The sequence below is a fragment of the Pollutimonas sp. M17 genome (assembly GCF_025836975.1).
GTDB lineage: Bacteria > Pseudomonadota > Gammaproteobacteria > Burkholderiales > Burkholderiaceae_B.
This window is the reverse complement of record NZ_CP107548.1, coordinates 1-22,763: the sequence shown is the minus strand read 5'-3', so window position 1 is coordinate 22,763 and position 22,763 is coordinate 1. Positions and strand designations below refer to the sequence as shown.

Annotated in this window: 18 protein-coding genes; 4 read left to right on the top strand and 14 right to left on the bottom strand. The window is 62.6% G+C overall.

Annotation, left to right across the window (positions count from 1 at the left end; all coding sequences use genetic code 11):
• Positions 1-30 precede the first annotated feature (30 nt).
• Complete coding sequence (locus OEG81_RS00090) at positions 31-975, bottom strand: dihydrodipicolinate synthase family protein (protein ID WP_264130651.1); 945 nt, start codon at positions 973-975, stop codon at positions 31-33.
• Positions 976-1,113: 138 nt separating this feature from the next.
• On the opposite strand from OEG81_RS00090, the gene OEG81_RS00085 reads away from it, so the two are divergent.
• Complete coding sequence (locus tag OEG81_RS00085) at positions 1,114-1,983, top strand: LysR family transcriptional regulator (RefSeq protein ID WP_264130650.1); 870 nt, start codon at positions 1,114-1,116, stop codon at positions 1,981-1,983.
• 36 nt (positions 1,984-2,019) lie between these two features.
• Here OEG81_RS00085 and OEG81_RS00080 read toward each other — a convergent pair whose 3' ends face one another.
• Both OEG81_RS00080 and OEG81_RS00075 read right to left on the bottom strand, forming a co-directional pair.
• A complete protein-coding gene (locus OEG81_RS00080; protein WP_264130649.1) occupies positions 2,020-3,765 on the bottom strand; it encodes an IlvD/Edd family dehydratase in 1,746 nt (581 codons plus the stop codon).
• 22 nt (positions 3,766-3,787) lie between these two features.
• Positions 3,788-4,798, bottom strand: a complete 1,011-nt coding sequence (locus tag OEG81_RS00075) for a Bug family tripartite tricarboxylate transporter substrate binding protein (protein ID WP_264130648.1) — start codon at positions 4,796-4,798, stop codon at positions 3,788-3,790.
• 243 nt (positions 4,799-5,041) lie between these two features.
• Here OEG81_RS00075 and OEG81_RS00070 point away from each other — a divergent pair, with 243 nt between their 5' ends.
• Positions 5,042-5,776: a carbonic anhydrase gene (locus OEG81_RS00070; RefSeq protein ID WP_264130647.1), complete on the top strand. Its 735-nt coding sequence runs from the start codon at positions 5,042-5,044 to the stop codon at positions 5,774-5,776.
• A 126-nt stretch (positions 5,777-5,902) separates the two neighbouring features.
• The gene (locus tag OEG81_RS00065) at positions 5,903-6,439 is read left to right on the top strand and encodes a hypothetical protein (protein WP_264130646.1); all 537 of its coding nucleotides are present in this window, start codon (positions 5,903-5,905) and stop codon (positions 6,437-6,439) included.
• Positions 6,440-6,488: 49 nt separating this feature from the next.
• On the opposite strand, the gene OEG81_RS00060 is transcribed toward OEG81_RS00065, so the two are convergent.
• From OEG81_RS00060 to OEG81_RS00030, 7 genes are all read right to left on the bottom strand, one after another.
• Complete coding sequence (locus OEG81_RS00060) at positions 6,489-7,196, bottom strand: TerC family protein (RefSeq protein WP_264130645.1); 708 nt, start codon at positions 7,194-7,196, stop codon at positions 6,489-6,491.
• Positions 7,197-7,534: 338 nt separating this feature from the next.
• A complete protein-coding gene (locus OEG81_RS00055; RefSeq protein ID WP_264130644.1) occupies positions 7,535-9,022 on the bottom strand; it encodes a tripartite tricarboxylate transporter permease in 1,488 nt (495 codons plus the stop codon).
• Positions 9,022-9,504 (bottom strand): tripartite tricarboxylate transporter TctB family protein, encoded by a 483-nt coding sequence (locus OEG81_RS00050; protein ID WP_264130643.1) that lies wholly within the window; start codon positions 9,502-9,504, stop codon positions 9,022-9,024. Before OEG81_RS00050 ends, OEG81_RS00055 begins: the two co-directional genes overlap by 1 nt.
• A 27-nt stretch (positions 9,505-9,531) precedes the next feature.
• Positions 9,532-10,488, bottom strand: coding sequence for a Bug family tripartite tricarboxylate transporter substrate binding protein (locus OEG81_RS00045; protein ID WP_264130642.1), 957 nt, complete (start codon positions 10,486-10,488; stop codon positions 9,532-9,534).
• Positions 10,489-10,599: 111 nt separating this feature from the next.
• Entirely contained in the window at positions 10,600-12,579 is a 1,980-nt protein-coding gene (locus OEG81_RS00040) for a BCCT family transporter (protein WP_264130641.1), read from the bottom strand.
• Positions 12,580-12,750: 171 nt separating this feature from the next.
• Positions 12,751-14,043: an amidase gene (locus OEG81_RS00035; protein ID WP_264130640.1), complete on the bottom strand. Its 1,293-nt coding sequence runs from the start codon at positions 14,041-14,043 to the stop codon at positions 12,751-12,753.
• Positions 14,044-14,049: 6 nt separating this feature from the next.
• Positions 14,050-15,036: a Bug family tripartite tricarboxylate transporter substrate binding protein gene (locus OEG81_RS00030; protein ID WP_264130639.1), complete on the bottom strand. Its 987-nt coding sequence runs from the start codon at positions 15,034-15,036 to the stop codon at positions 14,050-14,052.
• 167 nt (positions 15,037-15,203) lie between these two features.
• Here OEG81_RS00030 and OEG81_RS00025 point away from each other — a divergent pair, with 167 nt between their 5' ends.
• Entirely contained in the window at positions 15,204-16,118 is a 915-nt protein-coding gene (locus tag OEG81_RS00025) for a LysR family transcriptional regulator (RefSeq protein ID WP_264130638.1), read from the top strand.
• A gap of 81 nt (positions 16,119-16,199) precedes the next feature.
• On the opposite strand, the gene OEG81_RS00020 is transcribed toward OEG81_RS00025, so the two are convergent.
• From OEG81_RS00020 to dnaA, 4 genes are all read right to left on the bottom strand, one after another.
• Positions 16,200-17,456: an MFS transporter gene (locus tag OEG81_RS00020; RefSeq protein ID WP_264130637.1), complete on the bottom strand. Its 1,257-nt coding sequence runs from the start codon at positions 17,454-17,456 to the stop codon at positions 16,200-16,202.
• A 105-nt stretch (positions 17,457-17,561) separates the two neighbouring features.
• The gene (gyrB, locus tag OEG81_RS00015; protein ID WP_264130636.1) at positions 17,562-20,012 is read right to left on the bottom strand and encodes a DNA topoisomerase (ATP-hydrolyzing) subunit B; all 2,451 of its coding nucleotides are present in this window, start codon (positions 20,010-20,012) and stop codon (positions 17,562-17,564) included.
• Between the two features lie 96 nt (positions 20,013-20,108).
• Positions 20,109-21,218 carry a DNA polymerase III subunit beta gene (gene dnaN, locus OEG81_RS00010; protein ID WP_264130635.1) on the bottom strand — a complete coding sequence of 370 codons (1,110 nt, stop codon included), beginning with the start codon at positions 21,216-21,218 and terminating at the stop codon, positions 20,109-20,111.
• 2 nt (positions 21,219-21,220) lie between these two features.
• Positions 21,221-22,654: a chromosomal replication initiator protein DnaA gene (gene dnaA, locus OEG81_RS00005; RefSeq protein ID WP_264130634.1), complete on the bottom strand. Its 1,434-nt coding sequence runs from the start codon at positions 22,652-22,654 to the stop codon at positions 21,221-21,223.
• Between the last annotated feature and the right edge of the window lie 109 nt (positions 22,655-22,763).

Genomic DNA, 22,763 nt, shown 5'->3' with positions numbered 1-22,763 from the left:
CCGGCCGGCACCAAGGAAATCCGCAAGACCTTAAGCGTCGGCATGCGCCAGGGCCTGAGCATTTTGTATCTGGAAGCTCGCGGCGGAAAGATCCTGGCGCAGCGCCTGGGTCTGGTCGGCCGTCAGCTCCACCAGCGGCGGCCGCAGCACCGCCCAGGCCGGGTCTTGCGCCTGCCAGGCAATGGCCGACTTCATGGCGGGGATCATGGGGTACTTCTGGAAGATTCCTCTTACGCCATCCAGGGCCGATTGCTGCTCGTCAGCGCCGGCATCGTCATCCCGCCAGGTCGCAGCCAGGCGCGCAATGGCGGCCGCATTCACATTGCCCGTGGCGGTGATGCACCCCGCCCCGCCGTGACGCAGCGTTCTTAAAAGGAATACTTCGCTGCCCGCAAAAACGTCGAATCCCGCGGGCTGGAATTCCTTGAGCATCGCCGCCGTATTATTCCAGTCGCCCGAGCTGTCCTTGATCCCCGCGATCGCGCCGGGATAGTCCTTCAGCAGGCGCTCGATCAGATTCAGGCTGATGCCCACCTGCGACACCGGAGGGATGTGATAAAGATAAATCTTCAGGCGGTCGTCGCCGATCGCATCGATGATGCTGGCGTAGTTTCTGTACAGCCCTTCATCGCTCACGCCCTTGTAATAAAAGGGCGGCAGCATCAGCACACCGGCGCAGCCCAGGTCGACGGCATGCCGGGTCAATTCGACGGAGTCCGTGATCGCGCAGCAACCGGTGCCCGGCATCATCCTGTCGGTGGGCAGGCCTTCGTCCGCAAGCACATCCAGCAAGTGCCGTTTCTCGGCGACGGACAGCGAGTTGGCTTCGGAATTGGTGCCAAACACCGCCAGGCCGACATCCTGCTCGATCAGGGCGCGGCAGTGCTTCAAGAAGCGCGGCCTGGAAACCGAATAGTCGCTATTGAAAGGCGTCAGCACGGGCGTCAGTACCCCGCTTGGTTTTTTGCCGGCCATGAGCTTGCTCCTGTGGGTTGGTATCCGATAACTGGAAAGTATTGCTCAGTTCGCTTTTACGTTAAAGTAGATTCGGCTTGATTCACAGCAAAGATATTTTTTGCTTCAACTGCCTGGTCTAGCGGGGCACCGAGTTCCATGGATACGAAATACATGCAAAGCTTCGTCGCCGTTGTCGAGGCCGGGTCGTTCGCGGAGGCCGCCCGGCGCCTGGACCTGACCTCGGCGGCCATTGCGGCACGCATCAAGGCGCTTGAAAACGACCTTGGGGTGGCGCTGGTCCAGCGCTCCGGCCGTTCGGTCAAGCCCACCGAGAACGGCGTGCGCATCCTCGAAGGCGCGAAAGCGGTCATTCGCGATATCCGCGGCCTGCGCGCCATGGCCGTCAACGGCAGCCCGCTGGGCGAGTTCCGCATAGGCTGCTTCGTGTCGGCCCTGACCAATGTCCTGCCACCGCTGTTGAAGCGGGTTTACGACCCGCACCCGGACATCTCCATCTTTGTAACGCCGGGCGCCTCTGTCGAGCTTTGCCATAAAGTGGCCAGCGGAGAACTCGATGCCGCCGTCGTGGTCGAGCCCCAATTCAGCCTTCCCAAGAATTGCCGCTGGCAGCCGCTGATGGAAGAGCCCCTGGTCGTCATCGCGCACAGCAGCCTGAAGGGGCAGGACGCCCATCATCTGCTGTTGACGCAACCCTTCATCCGCTACGACCGGAACATATACGGCGGACAACTGGCCGACCGCTACCTGCGGGATCATCAGCTGCACCCCCGGCAAAGGCTGGAAATCGACGGCATCCTGCCCATCGCCGCATTGGTCCACGAGGGCCTGGGCGTCTCGCTGATACCCGACTGGTCCTCCATGTGGCAATCCATGTCGATCACGCGCATCCCCCTGCCGGAACGGGCGCCCGTCCGAAGAAACGGGCTGATCTGGAACACGCAGGGCCATCATGCCAGGATGTCGGAATTCATCTACCAGCAGGCCAGGGCCGTGTTCAGCGCCTGAGGCGCTCCCTTGCGGCGGCGACTCATGCCGTGGCGGCTACGACCCGGGTGCCTTGCCGCTGGCGTCCGGCGCGCGCAGGAAATCGAAATCCACCCCCTTGTCCGCCTGGGTGACCGATTGCAGGAAAAGTTTCTTGTAGCCCCGATCCGCCGTGGGCGGCACGACGGGCATGGCCGATCGCCGGCGCTGCATTTCGTCTTCGGGAACCAGCAGGGATATTTCGCGATTCTTCACGCTCAACCGTATGCGATCGCCGTTCTGCACGTAAGCCAGGGGCCCGCCTATGGCCGACTCGGGCGTGACGTGCAGGACGATGGTCCCGAATGCCGTGCCGCTCATGCGGCCGTCCGAAATACGGACGATGTCTTTCACGCCCTTGACGGCGAGCTTCCTGGGTATCGGGATATAGCCGGCCTCGGGCATGCCGGGCGCGCCCTTCGGGCCGATGTTCTTGAGGACCAGGATATCGTCGGCATTGACGTCCAGATCGTCGGCGTCGATCCGGTTGGCCAGGTCCGCTGCATTTTCGAAGACCACCGCCCGGCCCTCGTGCTCCATCAGCCCCGCATCCGCCGACGATTGCTTGATGATGGCTCCGCCGGGCGCCAGATTGCCTTCCAGCACCGCAATGCCGCCCTGAGGATAGATGGGGTCGGACACGGACTTGACGACGTCCTGCGCGAAGCCAGGCCCGGCCCGTTCCATTTCCTCGCCCAGGCTGCGGCCGGTCACCGTCAGGGCATCCAGTTTGAGCAGGGGCTTGAGCTGGCGCAGCAAGGTGGCCATGCCTCCGGCCTTATGGAAGTCCTCCATATAGTGCTGGCCGGAGGGCTTCAGGTCCAGCAGCACCGGCGTTTCCCTGCCCATGCGGTCCAGGGTCTTCAGGTCGATGTCCATGCCCAGCCGCCCGGCAATGGCGGCCAGATGGACGATGCCGTTGGTCGACCCGCCTATGGCAAGCAGGACTCTCATGGCGTTCTCAAAGGCATCGGCGGTCAGGATCTTGTCTATCGTCAATCCCGACCTGGCCAGGCTTACCGCCTGCGTTCCCGTCGACTCGGCAATGCGCATGCGGTCGGCGGTCACCGCCGGCGGCGTGGCGCCGCCCGGAACCGTCATGCCCAGCGCCTCGGCAATGCACGCCATGGTGCTGGCGGTTCCCATCACCGAACAGGTGCCCACGCTGGCCACCAGCTGGTTGTTGACGTCGGAGATCTCCTGGTCGTCAATCTCATCGGCCCTGTACTTGCCCCAGTAGCGTCGGCAGTCGGTGCATGCACCCACGCGTTCGGAACGATGCGAGCCGGTCAGCATGGAACCGGTAATCAGCTGGATGGCCGGTATGCCCGCGGACGCCGCCCCCATCAACTGGGCCGGCACGGTCTTGTCGCAGCCGCCGATCAGGACCACCGCGTCCATAGGCTGGGCCCTGATCATTTCCTCGGTGTCCATCGACATGAGGTTGCGCAGATACATGCTGGTCGGATAGGCGAAGCTCTCGTGTATGGAAATCGTCGGGAACTCCATGGGCAGGCCGCCCGCCAGCATGACGCCCCTTTTCACCGCCTCGATCAGCTGGGGCATGTTGCCATGGCAGGGGTTGTAGGCGCTGCCGGTATTGGCGATGCCGATGACAGGCCGGTCCAGCGCCGAGTCGGAATAGCCCGCGCCCTTGATGAAGGCCTTTCTCAAAAACAGCGAAAAGCCGTTATCGCCGTAACTGGTCAAACCCTTGCGCAAGCCGGTGGCATCATGGGGAGGGGACGATTTGCTTTTGGACATAGCCTGCTCTTCTCTTCTGCATTTAATTGACGGTTATCTTACCGTCGTGGATGACCTTGGCCCACTGGTCGATTTCCGCGGCCAGGCGCTTCTGCGACTGGGCTATGGGCATGGGGCTGGCGTAAACCCCTTGCTCCAGCAGCTGGGCCTTTACTTCTTCCTTGGACAGCGCCTTGACCAGCGCCGCATTCAGTTTTTCCACGACAGCCGGCGGCGTGCCCGTTGGCGCCATGACACCGAACAATGAGCTGACGTTGAAACCGGTCAAGCCTTGTTCCTGGGCGGTCGGCACATCGGGCAGCATCGAAATCCGCTCGGGCGTCAGGACCGCCAGGGGACGCAGCTGCCCGCCTTTGATGAAGCCGATGGCCGCCGGCACCGTTTCCGTCATGGTCTCGACCTGGCCGCCCACCAGGTCCGTCATGGCGGGACCGCTGCCACGATAGGCCACATGCACGATATTGACGCCCGCGATCTGCTTGAACAGTTCCATGGCCATGCGCTGCGGCGCGCCGGCGCCCGAGGAGGCAAAGTTGAGCTTTCCCGGATTCTTCTTGGCGTAGTCGACCAGCTCGTTCAACGACTTGATCGGAAGGGATGGATTGACCACGGCGACCAGCGGCACCGAGCCCGCAATGCCCACCGGTGTCAGGTCTTTCCGAAGATCGTACTGCAGCTTGCCCTTTTCCAGGGTCGCCATGACCGAATGCGAGGTCAACGCACCCATCAGCAGCGTATAGCCGTCCGGCTTGGCGCGCGCCACTTCGCCCGCGCCTATGTTTCCGCCCGCGCCGCCGCGGTTTTCAATGACGACCTGCTCGCCGATCTCGTCGCTCAGGTTTTTTCCGACGATGCGGCCGATGACATCGGTTGCGCCGCCGGGAGGATAGGGGATGATCAGGCGTATGGGCTTCTGGGGATAGGATTCCGCCGCCTGGGATACGCCCGCCAAAGGCGGGGCCAGCATCAAGGCGCCCAATGAAAGTCCGCTGGCCAGCAGCGCCGGCTTCAGGTGGAGTCGTTTACGTAACATGCTTGTCCCTTTAATAAGAATTATCAATGTTCGGTCGCAGCTGCATGTTCATCTTCCCAAAGATCGCTTTCAGGAAGGCCAAAAATTATTTTTTTCTATCTATAAAAAATACCCCGCATTCGACATCCGCCCGAACGGAACGGAAATATCGCTTGCCTGCCCGCCGTTTCCTCCCGCACAATGGCGGCGCCTCGGTCGCATACTCATAACAACGCCGCTCGCCAGAGCCTCCAGGAGACATCCATGTGTTTAATGTGTGAACGCAGTGCGGGCCCCGCCTCTCCTTCGCGCCGCAGGACGCTTGCAGCGCTGGGGCTGGCATCCGTGGCGGGCATCGCCGGCCTGCCGGGCCGGGCCCATGCCGCAACGCCCAAGCCGGACAATGTCCTGTCGCCCGACCAGGCGCTGGAACGCCTGATGCGGGGCAACGAGCGCTATGCATCGAACCAGGCGACCGATCGTGATTTCGCCTCCACCCGCGGCCGCCTGGCAAGCGCGCAGAACCCTTATGCCTGCGTGCTCAGTTGCGCCGACTCGCGCGTCAGCCCCGAACTGTGCTTCGACGAAGCGCGGGGCGACCTCTTCGTCACACGCATAGCGGGCAACTATGTCACCACCGATATCCTGGCCAGTCTTGAATACGGCACCGCCGTGCTCAAGGCGCCGCTGATCATGGTGCTGGGCCATACACGCTGCGGCGCCATCAGCGCGACCGTGGACGCCCTGAAGAACGACACCGACTTTCCCGGACACATCCAAAGCATCACCACGGCCTTGATGCCAGCGGTACGCGCCTCGGCCACGTCAGGCCAGGAAGGCGCCCTCATCGAGGCGGCCACCAAAGAGAACATACGGCGCAACGTCGGGCTCCTGCGGGAAGCCACGCCCATACTGGCCAGAAGCGTACGCGAGGAAAAGCTCAAGATCGTCGGGGGAATCTACAGGCTGGATACCGGGCGCGTCGAACTGGTCAGCTAGCCCGCCCCCCATTAAGCTCAAGGCCGTTCCATGCCTTCATGCATGGCGCGGCGCATGCGTATTGGGCGCGCTCTTCATGCGGGGCCTGGCTTATAATCCGCTTCGGTTCATACCGCTTTACCGACCATGACTGAAGACGCCGCAACTCAAAATCCGCTGTCAAGCAACCGGCCCGCGCTGGCCCTGCCCGAGGTCCCGGCATTTTCACCGGATTCGCAGTCCAACCGTCCCCAGCGCCGCGTCTACTATTTCGATATCGAAAAGCACCTGTACCCGGACAGCAAGGCCATGCGCGTGCTCGGCACGATGCGGCTCGCCTGGTTCTCGCACCGGCCCATACCCGTCGCGTTGATGGAGGTCCGGGGGGTTCAGGCCTTTCCGGGCGTCTCCCTGCTGGAAATACCTTTGGCCCTGCACGGCTATCCCGCTTATCTGATCATCGATGAGCTCATACCCAGCGAGGGCACGCTGAAAGATCTTTTCTCGGCCATCACCAAAGATGTCGGCGTCATCATGAATCAGCGCATGAAACCCTTCATGGATCCGCTTTTGAGCACTGTGTGGGTGCGCCTGAACGACGGCATAAGCATCGATCAGGCGGTGAAGGGACTGGATTTCACCATTCCCGCCGCCGCGCCCAGGAAAGACCTGGGGCTGTATTGACAAGGCGGGGGCCGTTCCCCCGCCTTGCCGGTCATCGGCAACTCTCCGCTTACGCGCTGGCCGCCGCGGCGCGCTTGCGCTGCGCGAACCAGCGGCCTGCCGCCACGATAAGCAAGGCTCCGGCTATTTCGGCCGCCAGCTTCATCATGCCCGAAGGCTCGCCGAACCGCTCGACAATGACGATATCGGTAATCAGCATTCCGCCGGCAATCCAGCCCAGCAAGGCCGCGCCGAACGTGACGACGCTGGGATAGCGATCGATCAGCTTCAGCACCAGGGTGCTGCCCCAGATGATGATGGGCACGCTGATCACCAGGCCGAATATGACCAGGCCTATCTGGTGTTCCGGATTCGCCCCCTGGGCCGCGCCCGCAATGGCAATGACGTTGTCCAGGCTCATCACGAAATCAGCCACGATGATCGTCTTGACGGCGGACATCACGGATGTGCCGCCATTGATCTTGCCATGCGCGTCCTCGTCCGGAATCAGCAGTTTGATGCCCACCCATACCAGCAGCAGCGCGCCGACAATCTTCAGGAAAGGCACGCTGAGCAAGGTCAGGGCAAAGGCGATCAAGCCCACGCGCAGGCCGATGGCGCCCGCGGTGCCCCACAAGATGCCTTGCATGCGCTGCTTGCGCGGCAGGTTCCGGCACGCCAGCGCGATGACCACGGCGTTGTCGCCGCCAAGCAGAATATCGATCAGGATGATCTGAAAGACCGCCGCCCAGCTCAGTGTTTGTAGAAATTCAAGCATAAGTCACCCGTTAAATATCAAAATGAAGTTCTGATGGGAAACGGATCGAGCCGCTTGCAGTGGCCGGCTTGCTTGAATGACACTGAGTACAGTCAAGGCGAGCGCTGGAAAAAGCAAAAATGGCCTGATCCGTAAGGACGCAGGCCACAGCTATCGCTGGAGTACGGACCTTGCCCTTAATGGCAAGGTCTCGCTTGCAACACGATGTGTTGCCCGGGCACCGGGAGCTTGCAAAGCCTTGCAAGACTGCCGTAATGACGATGCCGCGGAAAGAAAGCTACTCCCCTTGATGGGCGTAAGTATATTCGTATACGACGCAAAGTCAAGCAACTTCCGGCTTATGCGCCTCCCTTCAGGCGTTTCAGGACGACGGGCAGGAAAAGGAACAGGAAAGCCAGCGACAGGAAAGTCACCGAAATCGGCGTATCGAACAGAACCGACAGGCGTCCCTGTCCGGCAGCCAGCGCCGTGCGCAGCTGGGTTTCGGCCAGGGGCACCAGGATCAGGCCGATCAGCAGCGGCGGTATGGGGAAGCCGTAGACACGCATCGCATAGCCGACCATACCCAATGCGGCCATCAGGCCCAGCTCGAACACCGAGCCCGACACGCCCCAGATGCCGATCATGGCGAAAACCAGAATGCCGGCATACAGCTGCGGGCGCGGGATCTGCAACAGCCTCACCCACATGCCCACCAAAGGCAGGTTCAACACCAGCAACATGGCATTGCCTATGTACAGCGAGGCGATCAGGCCCCAGACGAGTTCGGGGTTGCTGGTGAACAGGAAGGGACCCGGCTGCAAGCCGTAATTTTGAAATGCCGCCAGCAAAATGGCGGCCGTCGCCGACGTGGGCAGACCCAGCGTAAGCAGCGGCACCAATATGCCCGCGGCCGACGCATTGTTGGCCGCCTCCGGCCCCGCGACGCCCTCGATGGCTCCCTTGCCGAACTCGTCCTTGTGCCGGGCGAGCTTCTTTTCAAGCGTATAGGACAGCATGGTGGGAATCTCGGATCCGCCGCCGGGTATGGTGCCTATGGGAAAACCAATGGCGGTGCCGCGCAGCCAGGGCTTCCATGAGCGGCGCCAGTCGTCGCGCGTCATGAAGGCCTTGCCCTTGATGGGAATGATCTCGTCCTGCCCATAGGTATAGCGGCTGGCCACATATAGTATCTCGCCCACCGCAAACAGGGACACCAGCACAACGGTCAGCTCGACACCGTCGAGCAAGGCGGCGATGCCGAAGGTCATGCGTGGCTGGCCGGTCATGGCGTCGATGCCGACCAGGCCCAGGGCCAGGCCGATGAACAGGGAAACGAAGCCACGCACCCGCGACGCGCCCATGACCACCGCCACCGAGGTGAAGGCCAGAACGGTCAGCGCAAAATAGTCGGCCGGCTTGAGCAGGAATGCCAGCTCGGCCACGACGGGCGCCGCAAACGTCAGCAGCAGCGTCGCAATGGTTCCGGCGACGAAGGAGCCGATGGCCGCCGTCGCCAGCGCGGCCGCGCCGCGCCCCGCGCGCGCCATCTTGTTGCCCTCGAGCGCGGTCATCATCGACCCCGCTTCGCCGGGCGTGTTGATCAATATGGACGTTGTCGACCCGCCGTACATGGCGCCGTACAGAACGCCGGCGAACATGATGAAGGCCGATACCGGCCCCACCGACACCGTGACGGGCAATAGCAATGCGATGGTCAGCGCCGGCCCGATGCCGGGAAGAATGCCGATGGCCGTGCCCAGCACCGACCCGACCAGCGCCCACATCAGGTTGACGGGCGTAAGCGCAACATCGAAACCGTGAAGCAGCAGTGCGAAGGTATCCATTACATACCCGCCAAGGGAAAGAAGCCGCCCAGCTGCAGCCCCAGCTTGCCGAACAGGAACCAGCTTGCGACGCCCAGCACCAGCCCCGCGACCAGATCCGGCACCAGGCGCTTCGAGCCGAACGCCCGCGCCACCAGCATGAACGACAGCATGGCCGTCAACGGCAGCCCCAGCGTTTCAATCGTCAGCGCCGGCACGATGGCGGCCAGCAATGCCGTGAAGAAAGCGCGCTTGTCCATGGGCTGGCCCGGCGCCGCGTTCTCGGCCTCTTCAGGCTCGAACACCTCGCCGCGCGCAGTCTGGATCAGCAGCAGTACGCCCAGCCCCACCAGGCCCAGGCCGACGCCGGCCACGAACATGCCGGGACCGATGGCGGCATACTGCGCGGTTGCCGCCAGTTCGGTCGAGGCATAAAAACAGACCGCCCCCATGAGGATCACGGCCAGCCCCAGCCACCAGGGCCCCTTGCGCAGCAACGTCATCGGCATTCCTTCACTGTTGCGGTGCGATTACTTGCTCAAGCCCGCGTCTTTCAGGATCTTGTTGATGCGGCTGCTCTCGCTCTGGATGAAGGCGGCGAATTGCTCGCCCGGCAGGAAGTAGGCGTCCCAGGCCTGCTTTTCAAGCACCGCCTGCCATTCCTTGCTTTCGCTCAGCTTGGTGAAGCGCTCGACCCATTCCTTATAGTTGGCTTCGGGCATGTCGACCGAACCCAGAATGCCCCGCCAGTTCGCGATTTCGACGTCGTATCCCGCTTCTTTGAACGTGGGTACGTCGGGCAGGCTCTTCAGGCGCTCGGCGGTGGTGACGCCCAGGATGCGTATCCGGCCGTCTTGCGCAAACTGCTGGAATTCGGAAATGCCCGAGATGCCGGCCTTGAGTGTTCCGTTGATGATGCCGACGACCGTATCCGCCCCGCCCGCCTGCGGAATGTAATTCAGGGACGGCACAGGCACATCGCCGCTTTGCGCCAGCAGCGCCAGGGCGATATGGTCGACGCCGCCGGCGGAACCGCCGCCCACCGGAGTCGCACCGGGATTGCTCTTGAGCGCGGCAACGAAATCATCCAGGGTCTTGTAGGGGGAATCGGCCTTGACGGCAAGCACCAGGTACTCGGCGGTCAGGCGCGCCACAGGCTTGAATTTGCTGAGGTCGACGGGGGATTTGTTCAGCGTGATGGCGCCGACCGTAATGGCGCCGAAAACCGCCAGCGCATCCGCCTTGCCCTTCTGCGAACGCTGGAAGTCGGACAAGCCGATGGTGCCGCCCGCCCCACCCTTGTTGGTGAAGTTCACGGTGCCCTTGTAGATGCCCGCCTGGTTCAGGGCCTGGAAGGCCTGACGCCCGGTGGCATCCCAGCCGCCGCCCGGGTTGGCGGGCAGCATCACGCTGACCTGCGCATGCGCCGCGCCCGCGCACAGCGCGGCGGCGATCGCCAACGATTTCAACAAGCGGGTCATTTTCATTACGGTCTCCTTGAATCTGTCTGGTGGCGCATCGCCTGTGACACAGCCGCAAAGAGTAAGCCGCCGCCTATCAACTGTCAATGCGCCCCGCCGGCATGCCCGGCCGGGCAGCTACATGGTGGTGTCCGGATCCAGCACATACAGGTAATGGCGGAAGCGGTCATAGTGATTGATGATGTCGGCCGCCACCTGTTCGGTGCTGTAGCCATAGATATCATAGCCGCGCCCCCCATTGTTCAGAAACACTTCTGCACGGAAGAAGCGCTTCTTTTCTCCTTCGCTCCGGGCGGCGTCCGACAAGGCGAAAGCGGGAATGGGCTGGCTGATCAGGCGCACGGCATAGGTGAAGTCTTCGGCACCGTCGCCGTGGTGCACGATCAGCTGCGCGCCGTCATCCAGCCGCGTTACGTCGGCAAGGATCTCCCGCTTTTCCAGCTCGGACGCCACCAGGTCAAAAGCCGCGATCACTTCCTTGCCGATGAATTCCGTGGCCCGCGCCTTGGTGGGGTGCGTCACGATGTGGTTCAGGCGCTGCCTCAGGGACATGCCGCCCTGGGCGGCCAGCAAGGGCGCCGTGGGCAGGCTGCGGCTGGCCTGGCGGGCCACCTCGTCGCGCAGCCCTTTCAGGATGCCATAGCACATGAGCAGCATCAGTATGCTGAGCGGAAAGGCGGCGATCACCGCCGCGGCCTGCACCGCTTCCAGTCCCCCCGCCAACAGCAGGCAGCCCGCCACACCGCCGCAGGCCAGAGCCCAGAAGATGCGCAGCCACAGCGGGGGTTCCTCGTCGCCCTTGGAGGTGATCATGGACACCACCAGCGCGCCGGCATCGGACGCCGTCACAAAATAGACGGCCACCAGCAAGCCGGTAATCCAGGCCAGCACCTTCGACCAGGGCATGTAATCGAACACCGTGAACAGCGCGATGGGCAGGTTGCTGGAAACCGTTTCCGCTATCCGTCCCTTGGCGACGAACATGTCCAGCCAGATGGCCAGGTCGCCGAATATCGTGAACCAGATGAAGCTGAAGCCCGCCGGCGCGAACAGCACGCCCAGCAGGAACTGGCGTATGCTGCGGCCGCGCGATATGCGCGCGATGAACATGCCCACGAAAGGCGCCCACGACATCCACCAGCCCCAATAGAAGATGGTCCAGGTTCCCACCCACTCGGTGGGCTCGTAGGCATAGACATGGAAGGTCCGGTCGACAAAGGCATGCAGGTACAGGCCAATGTTTTCGACCAGCGCGCTCAGCAGGAAGCGGGTGGGGCCCAGGACGATGATGAGTAGCATCAGGACGAACGACACGATGATGATCAGCTCGCTCAGGCGCCGTATGCCGTTGTCCAGCCCGGTGGCAACCGTCATGGTGGCCAGCGCCGTCACGATCGCGATCAGGATGAGCTGCGTGGTCAGGTCCTGCGGTATGCCCATCAGATAGCTCATGCTGGCGTTCAGCTGCGACACGCCCAGGCCCAGCGAGGTCGCCAGGCCCGCCAGCGTGCCCACCACCGCGAAAATATCGATGATGTCGCCCAGGGGGCCGTGGATGCGGTCGCCCACGATGGGATGGAAGGCGGACCGGATGGCCAGCGGCTGATTGCGCCGGTATCCGAAGTACGCCAGGGCCAGGCCCAGGACCGCATAAATGGCCCAGGCATGGACGCCCCAATGAAAGAAGGTGATGCCCATGGCATCGCGGGCCGCCTGCGCGGACCCGGGCACGGCGTCCGGCGGTTGCGAAAAATGCATGATGGGTTCGGCCACGCCATAGAACACAATGCCTATGCCCATGCCCGCGCTGAAAAGCATGGCCACCCAGGTGCCGAATTTGTAATCGGGAACGGACTCGTCGGGCCCCAGCTTGACCTTGCCCAGCGAGCTCATGGCCAGGCCCAGCAGGAAGAGCACGAAGAAGCCCACCGCCAGCATATAGAACCAGCCTGCTTCCGCGATGATCCATGCGTTTGCGCCCGAAAACAGGGCGGCGGCCGACTCGGGCGCCATGGACGCATAGGCGATCAGGCCAAGCGCAATGACGGCGGAACCGATGAATGTCACCGGGGCGATACCCGTATTTTTGAGTGCCAAATGAGTCCCCTTCAGGCTGGGTTCTTGAACGAGCGCGCCCCTTTCCACCTGTGCGGGCAAAGCCTCGCCGGCGGCATGGCCACGGCGCTAGCTTAGCCCGCCGGTTTGCGCTTGCGCAATAGCCTGCATGAAAACGCGGGTCCCCGGGTACATGGGGAACCCGCGTGAGCCTCAAGTCCCGCTCAGCCAGCGACTGTGCGCCGATGCGCGCTCCGCCATCTGCAGAAGCGCCACGTCGCTGCCGGCCCGCCCTATCATCTGCGCTCCGAGAGGCAGCCCGCCGCTGCCCGCATCCAGCGGCATGGCCACCGTAGGCAGGTGAAGCAAGGTCCAGAGCGCCCCGAAGCGCGGGGATCCCGAGTTGGCCAGGCCTTGTTCCGCCTCGTCGTCCGAAGCGGGATAAACCAGCGCATCGACGTCGGCGAACAGGGCCTCGACCCCACAACGCAGTTCGAAGGCGCGCCGCTGCATGGCAAGGTATTCAACCAGGTCGATCCGGCCGCCCCCTGCCAGGCGCTCGTGCAGCCGGGGGCTGAGTTGCGTTGCGGCCGTCATGCGTTCGTGCGTCAGCGCCTGGCGGGCTTCGTAGGCGACCAGCCGGCTCTGGTCTTCGATCAGGGATTCATACTCAGCCGGCAGCGTCAGTTCTTTGACACCGATCCCCGCGGCCGCAAGCCTGGCGGTCCAGCTCCGGAGCGCCTCGAGCGCCTGGGCGCTGGCGTGCCGCCACTGCGCCGACAGGCAAATGCCGACCGTGTAGCGCAGGTCGTCTGATGGCGCATGGTAGCGCTGGCCGTGGGTGCCCAGCACGACTGCGGCGGCGTCGGCCACATTGCGGGCCAGAACGCCCACCGTGTCCTGCGAGGGACTCAACACGCCGACGCCTGCCGCCGAGACAAACCCGAAGCTCGGCTTGTAACCCACTACGCCGCAGTAAACGGCGGGCCGGGTGATCGAGCCCGTCGTTTGCGTGCCCCAGGCAGCCATGGCCATGCCGTCGGCGACGGCGGCGGCCGAGCCGCTGGAGGAGCCGCCAGGCGTATGCGCCAGATTGAGCGGGTTGCGCACCAGCCCCGGCGTCTGGGTGGCAAACTCGCTGGTCGCCACCTTGCCCAGCAGGACGGCGCCCTGCTCCTGAGATAGCGCCACGCAGGCGGCATCGCGGCCGGTGGTGTGACCCGAGTAGATGGGCGAACCATACGTCGTGGGATAGGCGGCGGTTTCAATCACGTCTTTCACGACATACGGTATGCCGCGCAGCAAGCCCCGCCGCAAGCCGGCGTCCACCGCGTCGGCTTGCGCCCGGACGTGGCCGGCATCGCTGGCGAGGAAAGCCTGGACCTCCGGATTGCGGGCGCTGATGCGCGCCAGGCAATGCTCGGCCAAGTCGCGTGCGCGCAATGCGCCCGTCTCGATGTCCCTCAAGGCTTGGGCAATCGAGGGAAGCGAAATACCTGAACGCATGACCGCTTACTCGATACGGATGTTGGCATCCTGGATGACTTTGGCCCATTTGTCGTGTTCGGCTTGCACGAAGCGCGCGAACTCTTCCCGAGTGCCGCCGTTCGGCTCCGCACCCTGGCGACGAATCAATTCCTGCACCTCGGGCTTGGCAAGCAGCTTGGCTGTCTCGTCATGAAGGCGGTCAAGAATTTCGGCCGGCACCTTGGCGGGGGCGAACAAGGCAAACCAGCCTTCGACCGAGTAACCGGGCAGGCCGGACTCGGAAATCGTCGGCACTTCCGGCAACAGGGGCGAGCGCTTGCTGGAGGTCACGCCCAGCGCCACCAGCTTGCCGGACTTGATGTGGGGCAGGCAGACGGGCAGATTGCAGAACATCACCTGCACGCGGTTGGCGATCAGATCGGGCAGCGGCTCGCTGCCGCCTTTGTAGGGGATGTGCACCATGTCGGTCGACGACATCGACTTGAACAGTTCGGCCGACAGATGCTGGCTGCCCCCGGCGCCGCCCGATGCGTAGCTGTATGCATCGCTCTTCTTGAGCACCTCGATCAGTTCTTTCACGGAACGGGCCTTGACCTCGGGGTTGACCACCAGGACATTGGTCACCGACGCGAAGTTGGCCACCGGCGCGAAGTCCTTCAGCGGATCGTACTTCAGGTTGGTGTACAGGCTGGGGTTGATTGCGTTGGTGCTGGCCGCACCCATCAGCAGGGTATAGCCGTCTGGCGCTGCGGCTGCCACATAGCCGGCGCCGATATTGCCGCCCGCACCGGACTTGTTCTCCACGACGACCGGCTGGCCGAGGGCGTCGGCCAGGCCGGCGCCGACGGTACGCGCCAATTGGTCGGTCACGCTGCCCGCGCCGAACGGCACGACCAGGCGTATGGGCTTGCTGGGATAGGCGGCCGTCTGGCCAAGCGCTGTGGGCACTACGGCGACTGCCAAGGTCAGGGCAGCGGCAAAGGCTGCAAAACCGCGGGCTTGGATGGTCATGAGTATTTCCTGATAAATAAAAGTGTCGTCGGCAATACCCGAATTGGCAATTCATTCAGAGCCAAGGCTTGTCGACCCATGCATGAACCATCTTAGGCTGTCGGATTCAATCCATCCAATATAAAATTCAAGGTACATCAATACGATAATCGACCTAATAGCAAGCTATGGCGCTCTATTCAAGACAACTGCTCGCCTTCATGGCCGTCGCGCAGGAACTTCATTTCGGCCGTGCCGCAAGGCGGCTGCACATGACGCAGCCGCCCCTCAGCCAACAAGTGCGCCTCTTCGAAGAACGCGTCGGCGCGCCCTTGATCGAGCGCTCGACGCGCACGGTGCGGCTGACTCCGGCCGGAGCGCTGCTGCGCGAAGCCATGGAACAAATGATGGAAGACGGAGAGGCGGCCGTGGCCGCGACCCGTCGCGTCGCGGCGGGCGACGCGGGCCTGCTGCGCATCGGATTCACGCCGACGGCGGCCTACCGGCTCATACCCGCCGCCATCGGCGCGTACCGCCAGCGCCATCCGCGGATCCAGCTGTCCATGACCGAGGCCGATACCGGACGCCTGCACACGCTGCTCGTTCAGGACCGGCTGGACGTCGCCCTTCTGCGCCATTCCGGGGACAGCGAGGACGACGAGCTGCACCGCGAGCCGGTAGACAGCGAGCCGCTCGTGGTTGCGCTTCCCATGCAGCACGCCTGGGCATGGCGCGACAGCATTCCCATTGCGGAACTCGCCACGGAGCCGCTCATCGGTTTTGCGCGCCAGACCTCCTTGTACTTCCACACGCTGCTGGCATCGCTGTTCGAGCGCAATGGCCTGACGCCGAACTACGTCATGGAGAGCTTGCTGCCCACCCTGCTGGCGCTGGTCGAGGCGGGCATAGGCGCGGCGGTGGTGCCCGCCTCGGTCAGCGAGCTGCGGCCGGGCGGCGTGCGATACCTGCCGCTACAGGCCGAGCATACCTTGCGGTCGACGTTGTATCTGGCCTACCGCAAGGACTGCCTCAACCCCGCCGTGTCGGCCTTGTGCGATGCGCTGCGGCTGGCGGGAGCGGTGGCATCCGAACACAGCGGTTAGTCAAGTTTCATCCCGGTGCCGCCAAACCTTTTCAGCGCCACACACCCTCATGTAGCGTTCCGTTTTACGGGTTGAGGCGCTTCAGGCCGGTCCAGCCTTTTCAAGCTGCCCTTTGCCACTGCTGGACGGTTTAACAGCCCAGGTAAACAAGGCGGCACCGGCCATCAGCACACAGGTGCCAAGAAAGACAGCCGGCATTCCAATATGCCCCCCAACAAAGCCGCCCAGTACCGGCCCGGCGACCTGGCCCGCATATTGCGACGAAACCGAAAGGCCCAAAATGCCGCCGGCGGCATGATGTGGCACAGAATGCCGAATCACCGCCGTGATGCATGGCAGCAACCCGCCCAGAGCAATCCCCATCAAGAATCGCAAACCGATCAGTTGCCAGGCATTGGTGACAAACGCCTGAGGGATCAGCAGGACGGCAGCCGCTGCAAGAGCGCCTGTAATGACGTGCCAATGGCCGATCCTGTCAGCCAGCTTCCCCAAGGCTGTCGCGGACAGGATGCTGCCCAGCGCGGCGGCTGACATGACGACACCCGCGATCATCGTCACTGTTGACGGATCAGACGTCAGTTGGGACACGTACACCGTAATGATCGGCTCGATGGACATGTTCGCAAAGACCAGCAGCATGCCCGTAATCAGCATGGCAATCACCGGGCGTCTATCCGGAACCGCATTCCAGCCACCGCTTTTCTTCGCGGCTGCTTTACGACTCGGCGACTTTTCTTCCTTGATCAAAAATGCCGTTGCAAGGAAGGACAGGAAAATCACCGCGCCCGCGGCAAAGAACGTATTGCGTATGCCCATGATGGAAGGCAAAACGCCGCCTATCAGGGGACCGACCAGGTTGCCTGCCATGATGCCTGACGAAAGCAGGCCGAGCGCCCAGGCAGACCTGGCTTTTGGCGTCTGCGTGGCCACGAGAACCATCGAACCAGAGGCATAGCCGCCCGCCAGGCCCACGAAAAGCCTCAGGGCGACGAGTTCCCACACATTGCTCGCCATGCCCATCAATGAGATGGCGACGGTCATGCCCAGGCTGGCTCGTACCAGCATCAGCTTGCGTCCGTAAATGTCGCCCAGCCTGCCCCATAACGGAGCCACCAATGCGGCGGCCAGAAAGGTGGCGCCAAAAGCGATGCCCGACCATTGCACAATGGCGGCATGATCCTTCACGCCCAGCTCTTCAACGTAGAGCGGCAGAAAAGGCAGAAGCAGTGTCATCGCCACGATGGTGGAGAACGAACCGAGCAGAGAAACGACTAGATTTCTCTTCCAGTGGATTGAACCGTGCTCGGCATCGGCGGTGTTTTCCGTTACAGGCGCCATTCAATCCACCGTGCCAAAGCGGCAAACGTCCCGCCGCCCATGGCATTCATCGGGAAGAATGGGTCTCTGATTACGATGCATCGTTGAAGACTGAGCCTGGCACGTTTACACGTCGATATTCCCCGCCTGCAAGGCATGGGACTCGATGAACGCGCGGCGCGGTTCCACGCTGTCGCCCATCAGGGTCGTAAAGACCTCGTCGGCGGCGATGGCGTCCTCGACCTTGACCTGCAGCAGGCGGCGCACCGTGGGATCCATGGTGGTTTCCCACAGTTGTTGCGGATTCATTTCGCCCAGGCCTTTATAGCGCTGCTTGCTGATGCTGCGGTCCGCCTCGCCCCGCAGCCATTGCATGGTTTCGCGGAAGTCGGATACGGGCTTCTCCTTGCGCTTGTCGCCCTCGCCGCGCGCCACCAGGGCGCCGGTGCCCATCAGGCCCATGAAGGTCTGGGCGGCCTTGGCCAGGGTGGCGTAGTCGGCGCCGCGCACGAAAGTGCGGTCGAAGACGCTGATCCGCACATTGCCGTGATGCATGCGGCTGAGGATCAGGCGCCAGGAATTCTGCTCTTCGTTTTCGTCGACGGCCACGCTGACGGCATTGGGCTCAGACGGATCGTAGATGGCATCCTGCAGGCGCTTGGCCGATGCGGCGGCCTGTTCGGCGTCGTCCAGGTTGATCTCGACCCCTTCGGCCATGGCCGAGAGCGCCGCCATGTCCGTGTAGCGGGACAGGCGGTTGATCACGGCATCGGCGGCAATGTATTGGCGGGCCAATTCGGCCAGCGCGTCGCCGCTGATGGGTTCGGCGCCATCCTTGACCATCAGGGAAGCGTCCTTCAATGCCACCTGCAGCATGAATTGCGCTTCCTCGGCGTCGTCTTTCAGATAGCGCTCTTCGCGCCCGACCTTCACCTTGTACAGGGGCGGCTGGGCGATGTACACATAGCCGCGCTCGACCAGTTCAGGCATCTGCCGATAGAACAGCGTCAGCAGCAGGGTGCGGATGTGCGCGCCGTCGACGTCGGCGTCGGTCATGATGATGATGCGGTGATAGCGCAGCTTCTCGATGTTGAAATCCGGGCCGATGCTGGTGCCCAGGGCCGTGATCAGGGTGGTGATCTGTTCGCTGGATATCAAGCGGTCGAAGCGCGCCTTTTCCACGTTCAGCACTTTCCCGCGCAAAGGCAGGATGGCCTGGAACTTGCGGTCGCGGCCCTGCTTGGCGGAGCCGCCGGCGGAGTCGCCCTCGACGATGTAGATTTCGCTGAGGGCGGGGTCTTTCTCTTGGCAGTCGGCCAGCTTGCCGGGCAGCCCGGCGCCTTCCAGCACGCTTTTGCGACGGGTCATCTCGCGGGCCTTGCGGGCGGCGTCGCGCGCGCGGGCGGCTTCCACGATCTTGTTGCACAGGGCCTTGGCGTCGTTGGGGTTCTCGAGCAGCCAGGTTTCCAGGGTACGGGCCACGGCCTCTTCGACGGCGGGGCGGACTTCGCTGGACACCAGCTTGTCCTTGGTCTGGCTGCTGAACTTGGGCTCGGGAACCTTTACCGACAAGACGCAGGCCAGGCCTTCGCGCATGTCGTCGCCGGTGGTGTCGACCTTGGCCTTCTTGGCCATTTCGTTGTCGGCGATGTATTTATTCAGCACCCGCGTCATGGCGGCGCGCAGGCCGGTCAGGTGGGTGCCGCCGTCGCGCTGCGGAATATTGTTGGTGAAGCACAGCACCGTCTCGGTGTAGCTGTCATTCCATTGCATGGCCACGTCGACGCCGATGTCGGTGTCGCCCACGGTGGATTGCGTGCTGACCGAAAACACATTGCCGTGCAGCACGGTCTTGCTGCGGTTGATGTATTCGACAAAGCCCTTTACGCCGCCCAGGAAGGCAAAGTTTTCTTCCTTGCCGCTGCGCTCGTCCAGCAGGCGGATCTTGACGCCATTGTTCAGGAAGGACAGTTCGCGCAGGCGCTTGGCCAGGATTTCGTAGTGGTATTCGATGTTTTCGAAGATCTGGGTGTCGGCCAGGAACTGCACGCGCGTGCCGGTCGCATCGGTATCGCCCGTGACGGCCAGGGGTTCCACGCGCTCGCCGCGGCGGAATTCCATTTCATGGACATGGCCGTTACGCGAGATGGTCAGCCGCAACCATTCGGACAACGCATTCACGCAGGACACACCCACCCCATGCAGGCCGCCCGAAACCTTGTAGGAATTATGGTCGAACTTGCCGCCGGCATGCAGTTCGGTCATGACGATCTCGGCGGCGCTGCGATGGAATTCGTCGTCTTTGTGGATGGCGGTGGGGATGCCGCGGCCATTGTCGCTGACCGATATGCTGTTGTCGGCGTGGATGGTGACGATGATGTCGTCGCAATAGCCGGCCAATGCTTCGTCGATGGCATTGTCGACGACCTCAAAAACCATGTGGTGAAGGCCTGTTCCGTCGGAAGTATCGCCAATGTACATGCCCGGGCGCTTGCGAACGGCTTCAAGCCCCTTGAGCATCTTGATGGAATCGGCGCCGTATCCGGCTGCGGCGGCATTCGTGGTTTGATCTGACATAGTTTATGGAAACCTTATATAAGCCTTGCGGCTATTGAAACGCTGCGGGCCGGACGGCCCGGGCGCTTCCTGCGACACTGTGGGGCTCGTGAAGACTCAAATGCGCATGGGCATGACAACGTATTTGAACTGGTCGTCTTCAGGCGATGTGATCAGCGCCGACGCGTTGACGTCGGGCTGGACCGACCACTGGATGGTATCGGTCTTGACGTTGGCCAGGACATCGAGCAGGTAGCTGACGTTGAAGCCGACATCCAGCGCTTCGTGGCTGTAGTCGATATCGATTTCTTCCTGAGCTTCTTCCTGCTCGGCGTTGGAAGAGGATATCTTCAGCTGGTTGTCGGACAGCTGCAGGCGCACGCCCTTGAGCTTGTCGGTGGTAAGAATGGCCGCGCGCTGCAGGCTGCCCTGCAGGATTTCGCGGTCGACTGAAAAATGCCGGGTGTAGTTGCTGGGTATCACACGGGTGAAGTCGGGGAATTTGCCTTCGACCAGCTTGGACACCAGTTCGACATCGCCGAAGCGGAAACGGATCTGGCCGGTGGCTACATCGATGGACACGGGATCCTCGGTATCGCCCAGCAGCCGCTGCATCTCCAGCACGGTCTTGCGCGGCACGATGACGTCGTGCTTGTTTTCTATACCTTCGACCGTGGTGCCGCTGTGGGCCAGGCGGTGGCCGTCGGTGGCCACCGCGCGGACGAAGCCGGGCTCGAACACGAACAGCAGGCCGTTCAGGTAATAGCGGATGTCCTGCTGCGCCATGGCGAAGTGCACCATATTGAACAGGTGCTTGAGGGTTTTTTGCGGCAGGGAAAAGGACACGTCCCATTTTTCCGGCTGAGCCAGCGTGGGGAACTCGGCGGCGCCCATGGTCTGCAATGCAAAACGGCTTTTGCCGGCCTGCACCGACAGCTTGCCGCTGGCCTGCCCCAGCTTGATGTCGCCCGTGTCGGGCAGGGCGCGCAGGATATCCAGCAGTTTGCGGGCGGCCACGGTGGTGGACTCGGTGTCGTCGCCAATGCCGAACTCCGCATGCGTCGTGATCTGGACTTCGAGATCGGTGGCGATGAACGCCACATTCTTGCCTTCTTTACGCAGAAGAATGTTTGCCAGGATGGGCAGCGTATTCCTTCTTTCGACAATACCCGCTACCGTCGATAGTGGCTTGAGCAATGCATCACGAGTCGCTTGTACGAGTTGCATGGTTATCCTTTTAAGGTTTGTTCTAGTACGTGTAAAGCATGGTTGAGCTCGGTCTGCTTGGACCTTGCATCGGCAATTTTCCGCACCGCATGCAGCACGGTCGTGTGATCCCGCCCGCCGAACAGGTCGCCAATTTCAGGCAGGCTTTTTTGCGTCAGTTCCTTGGCCAGGTACATGGCCACCTGGCGCGGCATGGCGATGTTGGCGGGCCGGCGCTTGGAATACATGTCGGCCACCTTGATCTTGTAGAAGTCCGCCACGGTCTTTTGTATGTTCTCGACGGTGATCTGGCCGTTCGATACCGACAGCAGGTCTTTGAGCGCATCTTTGCAGACGTCGACGGTGAGAACCTCGCGCCCATGGAAGCGCGCATAAGCCGAGACCTTGCGCAAGGCGCCTTCGAGTTCGCGCACATTGCTGCGCAGATGCTTGGCGATGAAGAATGCGACTTCCTCGGGCATGGTCACGCCCTCGCTGTCGGCCTTGTGCAACAGGATGGCGACGCGCATTTCGAGCTCCGGCGGCTCGATGGCCACCGTCAGGCCCGAATCGAAGCGGGAAATCAGCCGGCTGTCTATATTGGACAGCTCCTTGGGATAGGTGTCCGAGGTAATGATGATTTGCTTGCGTTGGGCGACCATGGCCTCGAACGCGTAGAAGAACTCTTCCTGGGTACGATTCTTGCCTGCAAAAAACTGGATGTCGTCGATCAGCAGGAGATCCAGCGAATGGTAATAGCGCTTGAATTCGTCGAAGGCCTTGCGCTGGTAGGCCTTGACCACGTCGGACACGTATTGGTCGGCATGCACGTAGCGGATGCGCGTGCCCTTGCCGTTGGCCAGCAAGGCGTTGCCGATGGCATGGATGAGGTGGGTCTTGCCCAGGCCCACGCCCCCGTACAGGAACAAGGGGTTATACGACACGCCGGGGTTTTCGGCGACCTGCAGGGCGGCGGCGCGCGCCAGTTGGTTGGCCTTCCCGGTAACGAAGTTGTCGAAGGTCAGGTCGGTATTCAAGCGCGACCGGTCGTGCGCGAGTTCGGCGGCGGCGACGGCGGCGGAAACCTGTGGGGCCGGCGGAGCCGGCGTGGCGCTTGCGGGGCTGGGCGAACGCGGGACGGGCTGCGGAGCAAGGCCTATGGAACCCGGGGGCGGTGCCGGCGCCGCCGATACGCTGCGGGGCGCCCCCGCGGAACTGGCCAATTCGAAGGCCACCTGCACCGGCCGCTCGTACCATTCGGTGGCCAGGGTTTCGATCTGATGCGAAAAGTTCTTGCGCACCCAGTCCAGCTTGAAGCGGTTGGGCGCGGAAACGCGCAGAACCGCCTGCGTCTCATCGAACGCAAGCGGAACCAAGGGGCGTATCCAGGCGCTAATTTGCTGCGGAGGTAGGTCCTGCTCCAGTCGCTGGACGCAAGTCTGCCAAAAATCTTTCATGTCCACCACTTCTGTAAACCTCGATTCTACCCTGTCGCGGCGGTAGTTATCCACAAGGCGGGGCAAGAACAACCCTTAGTGATAGCGCTAAGCATTTGACTAAACTATC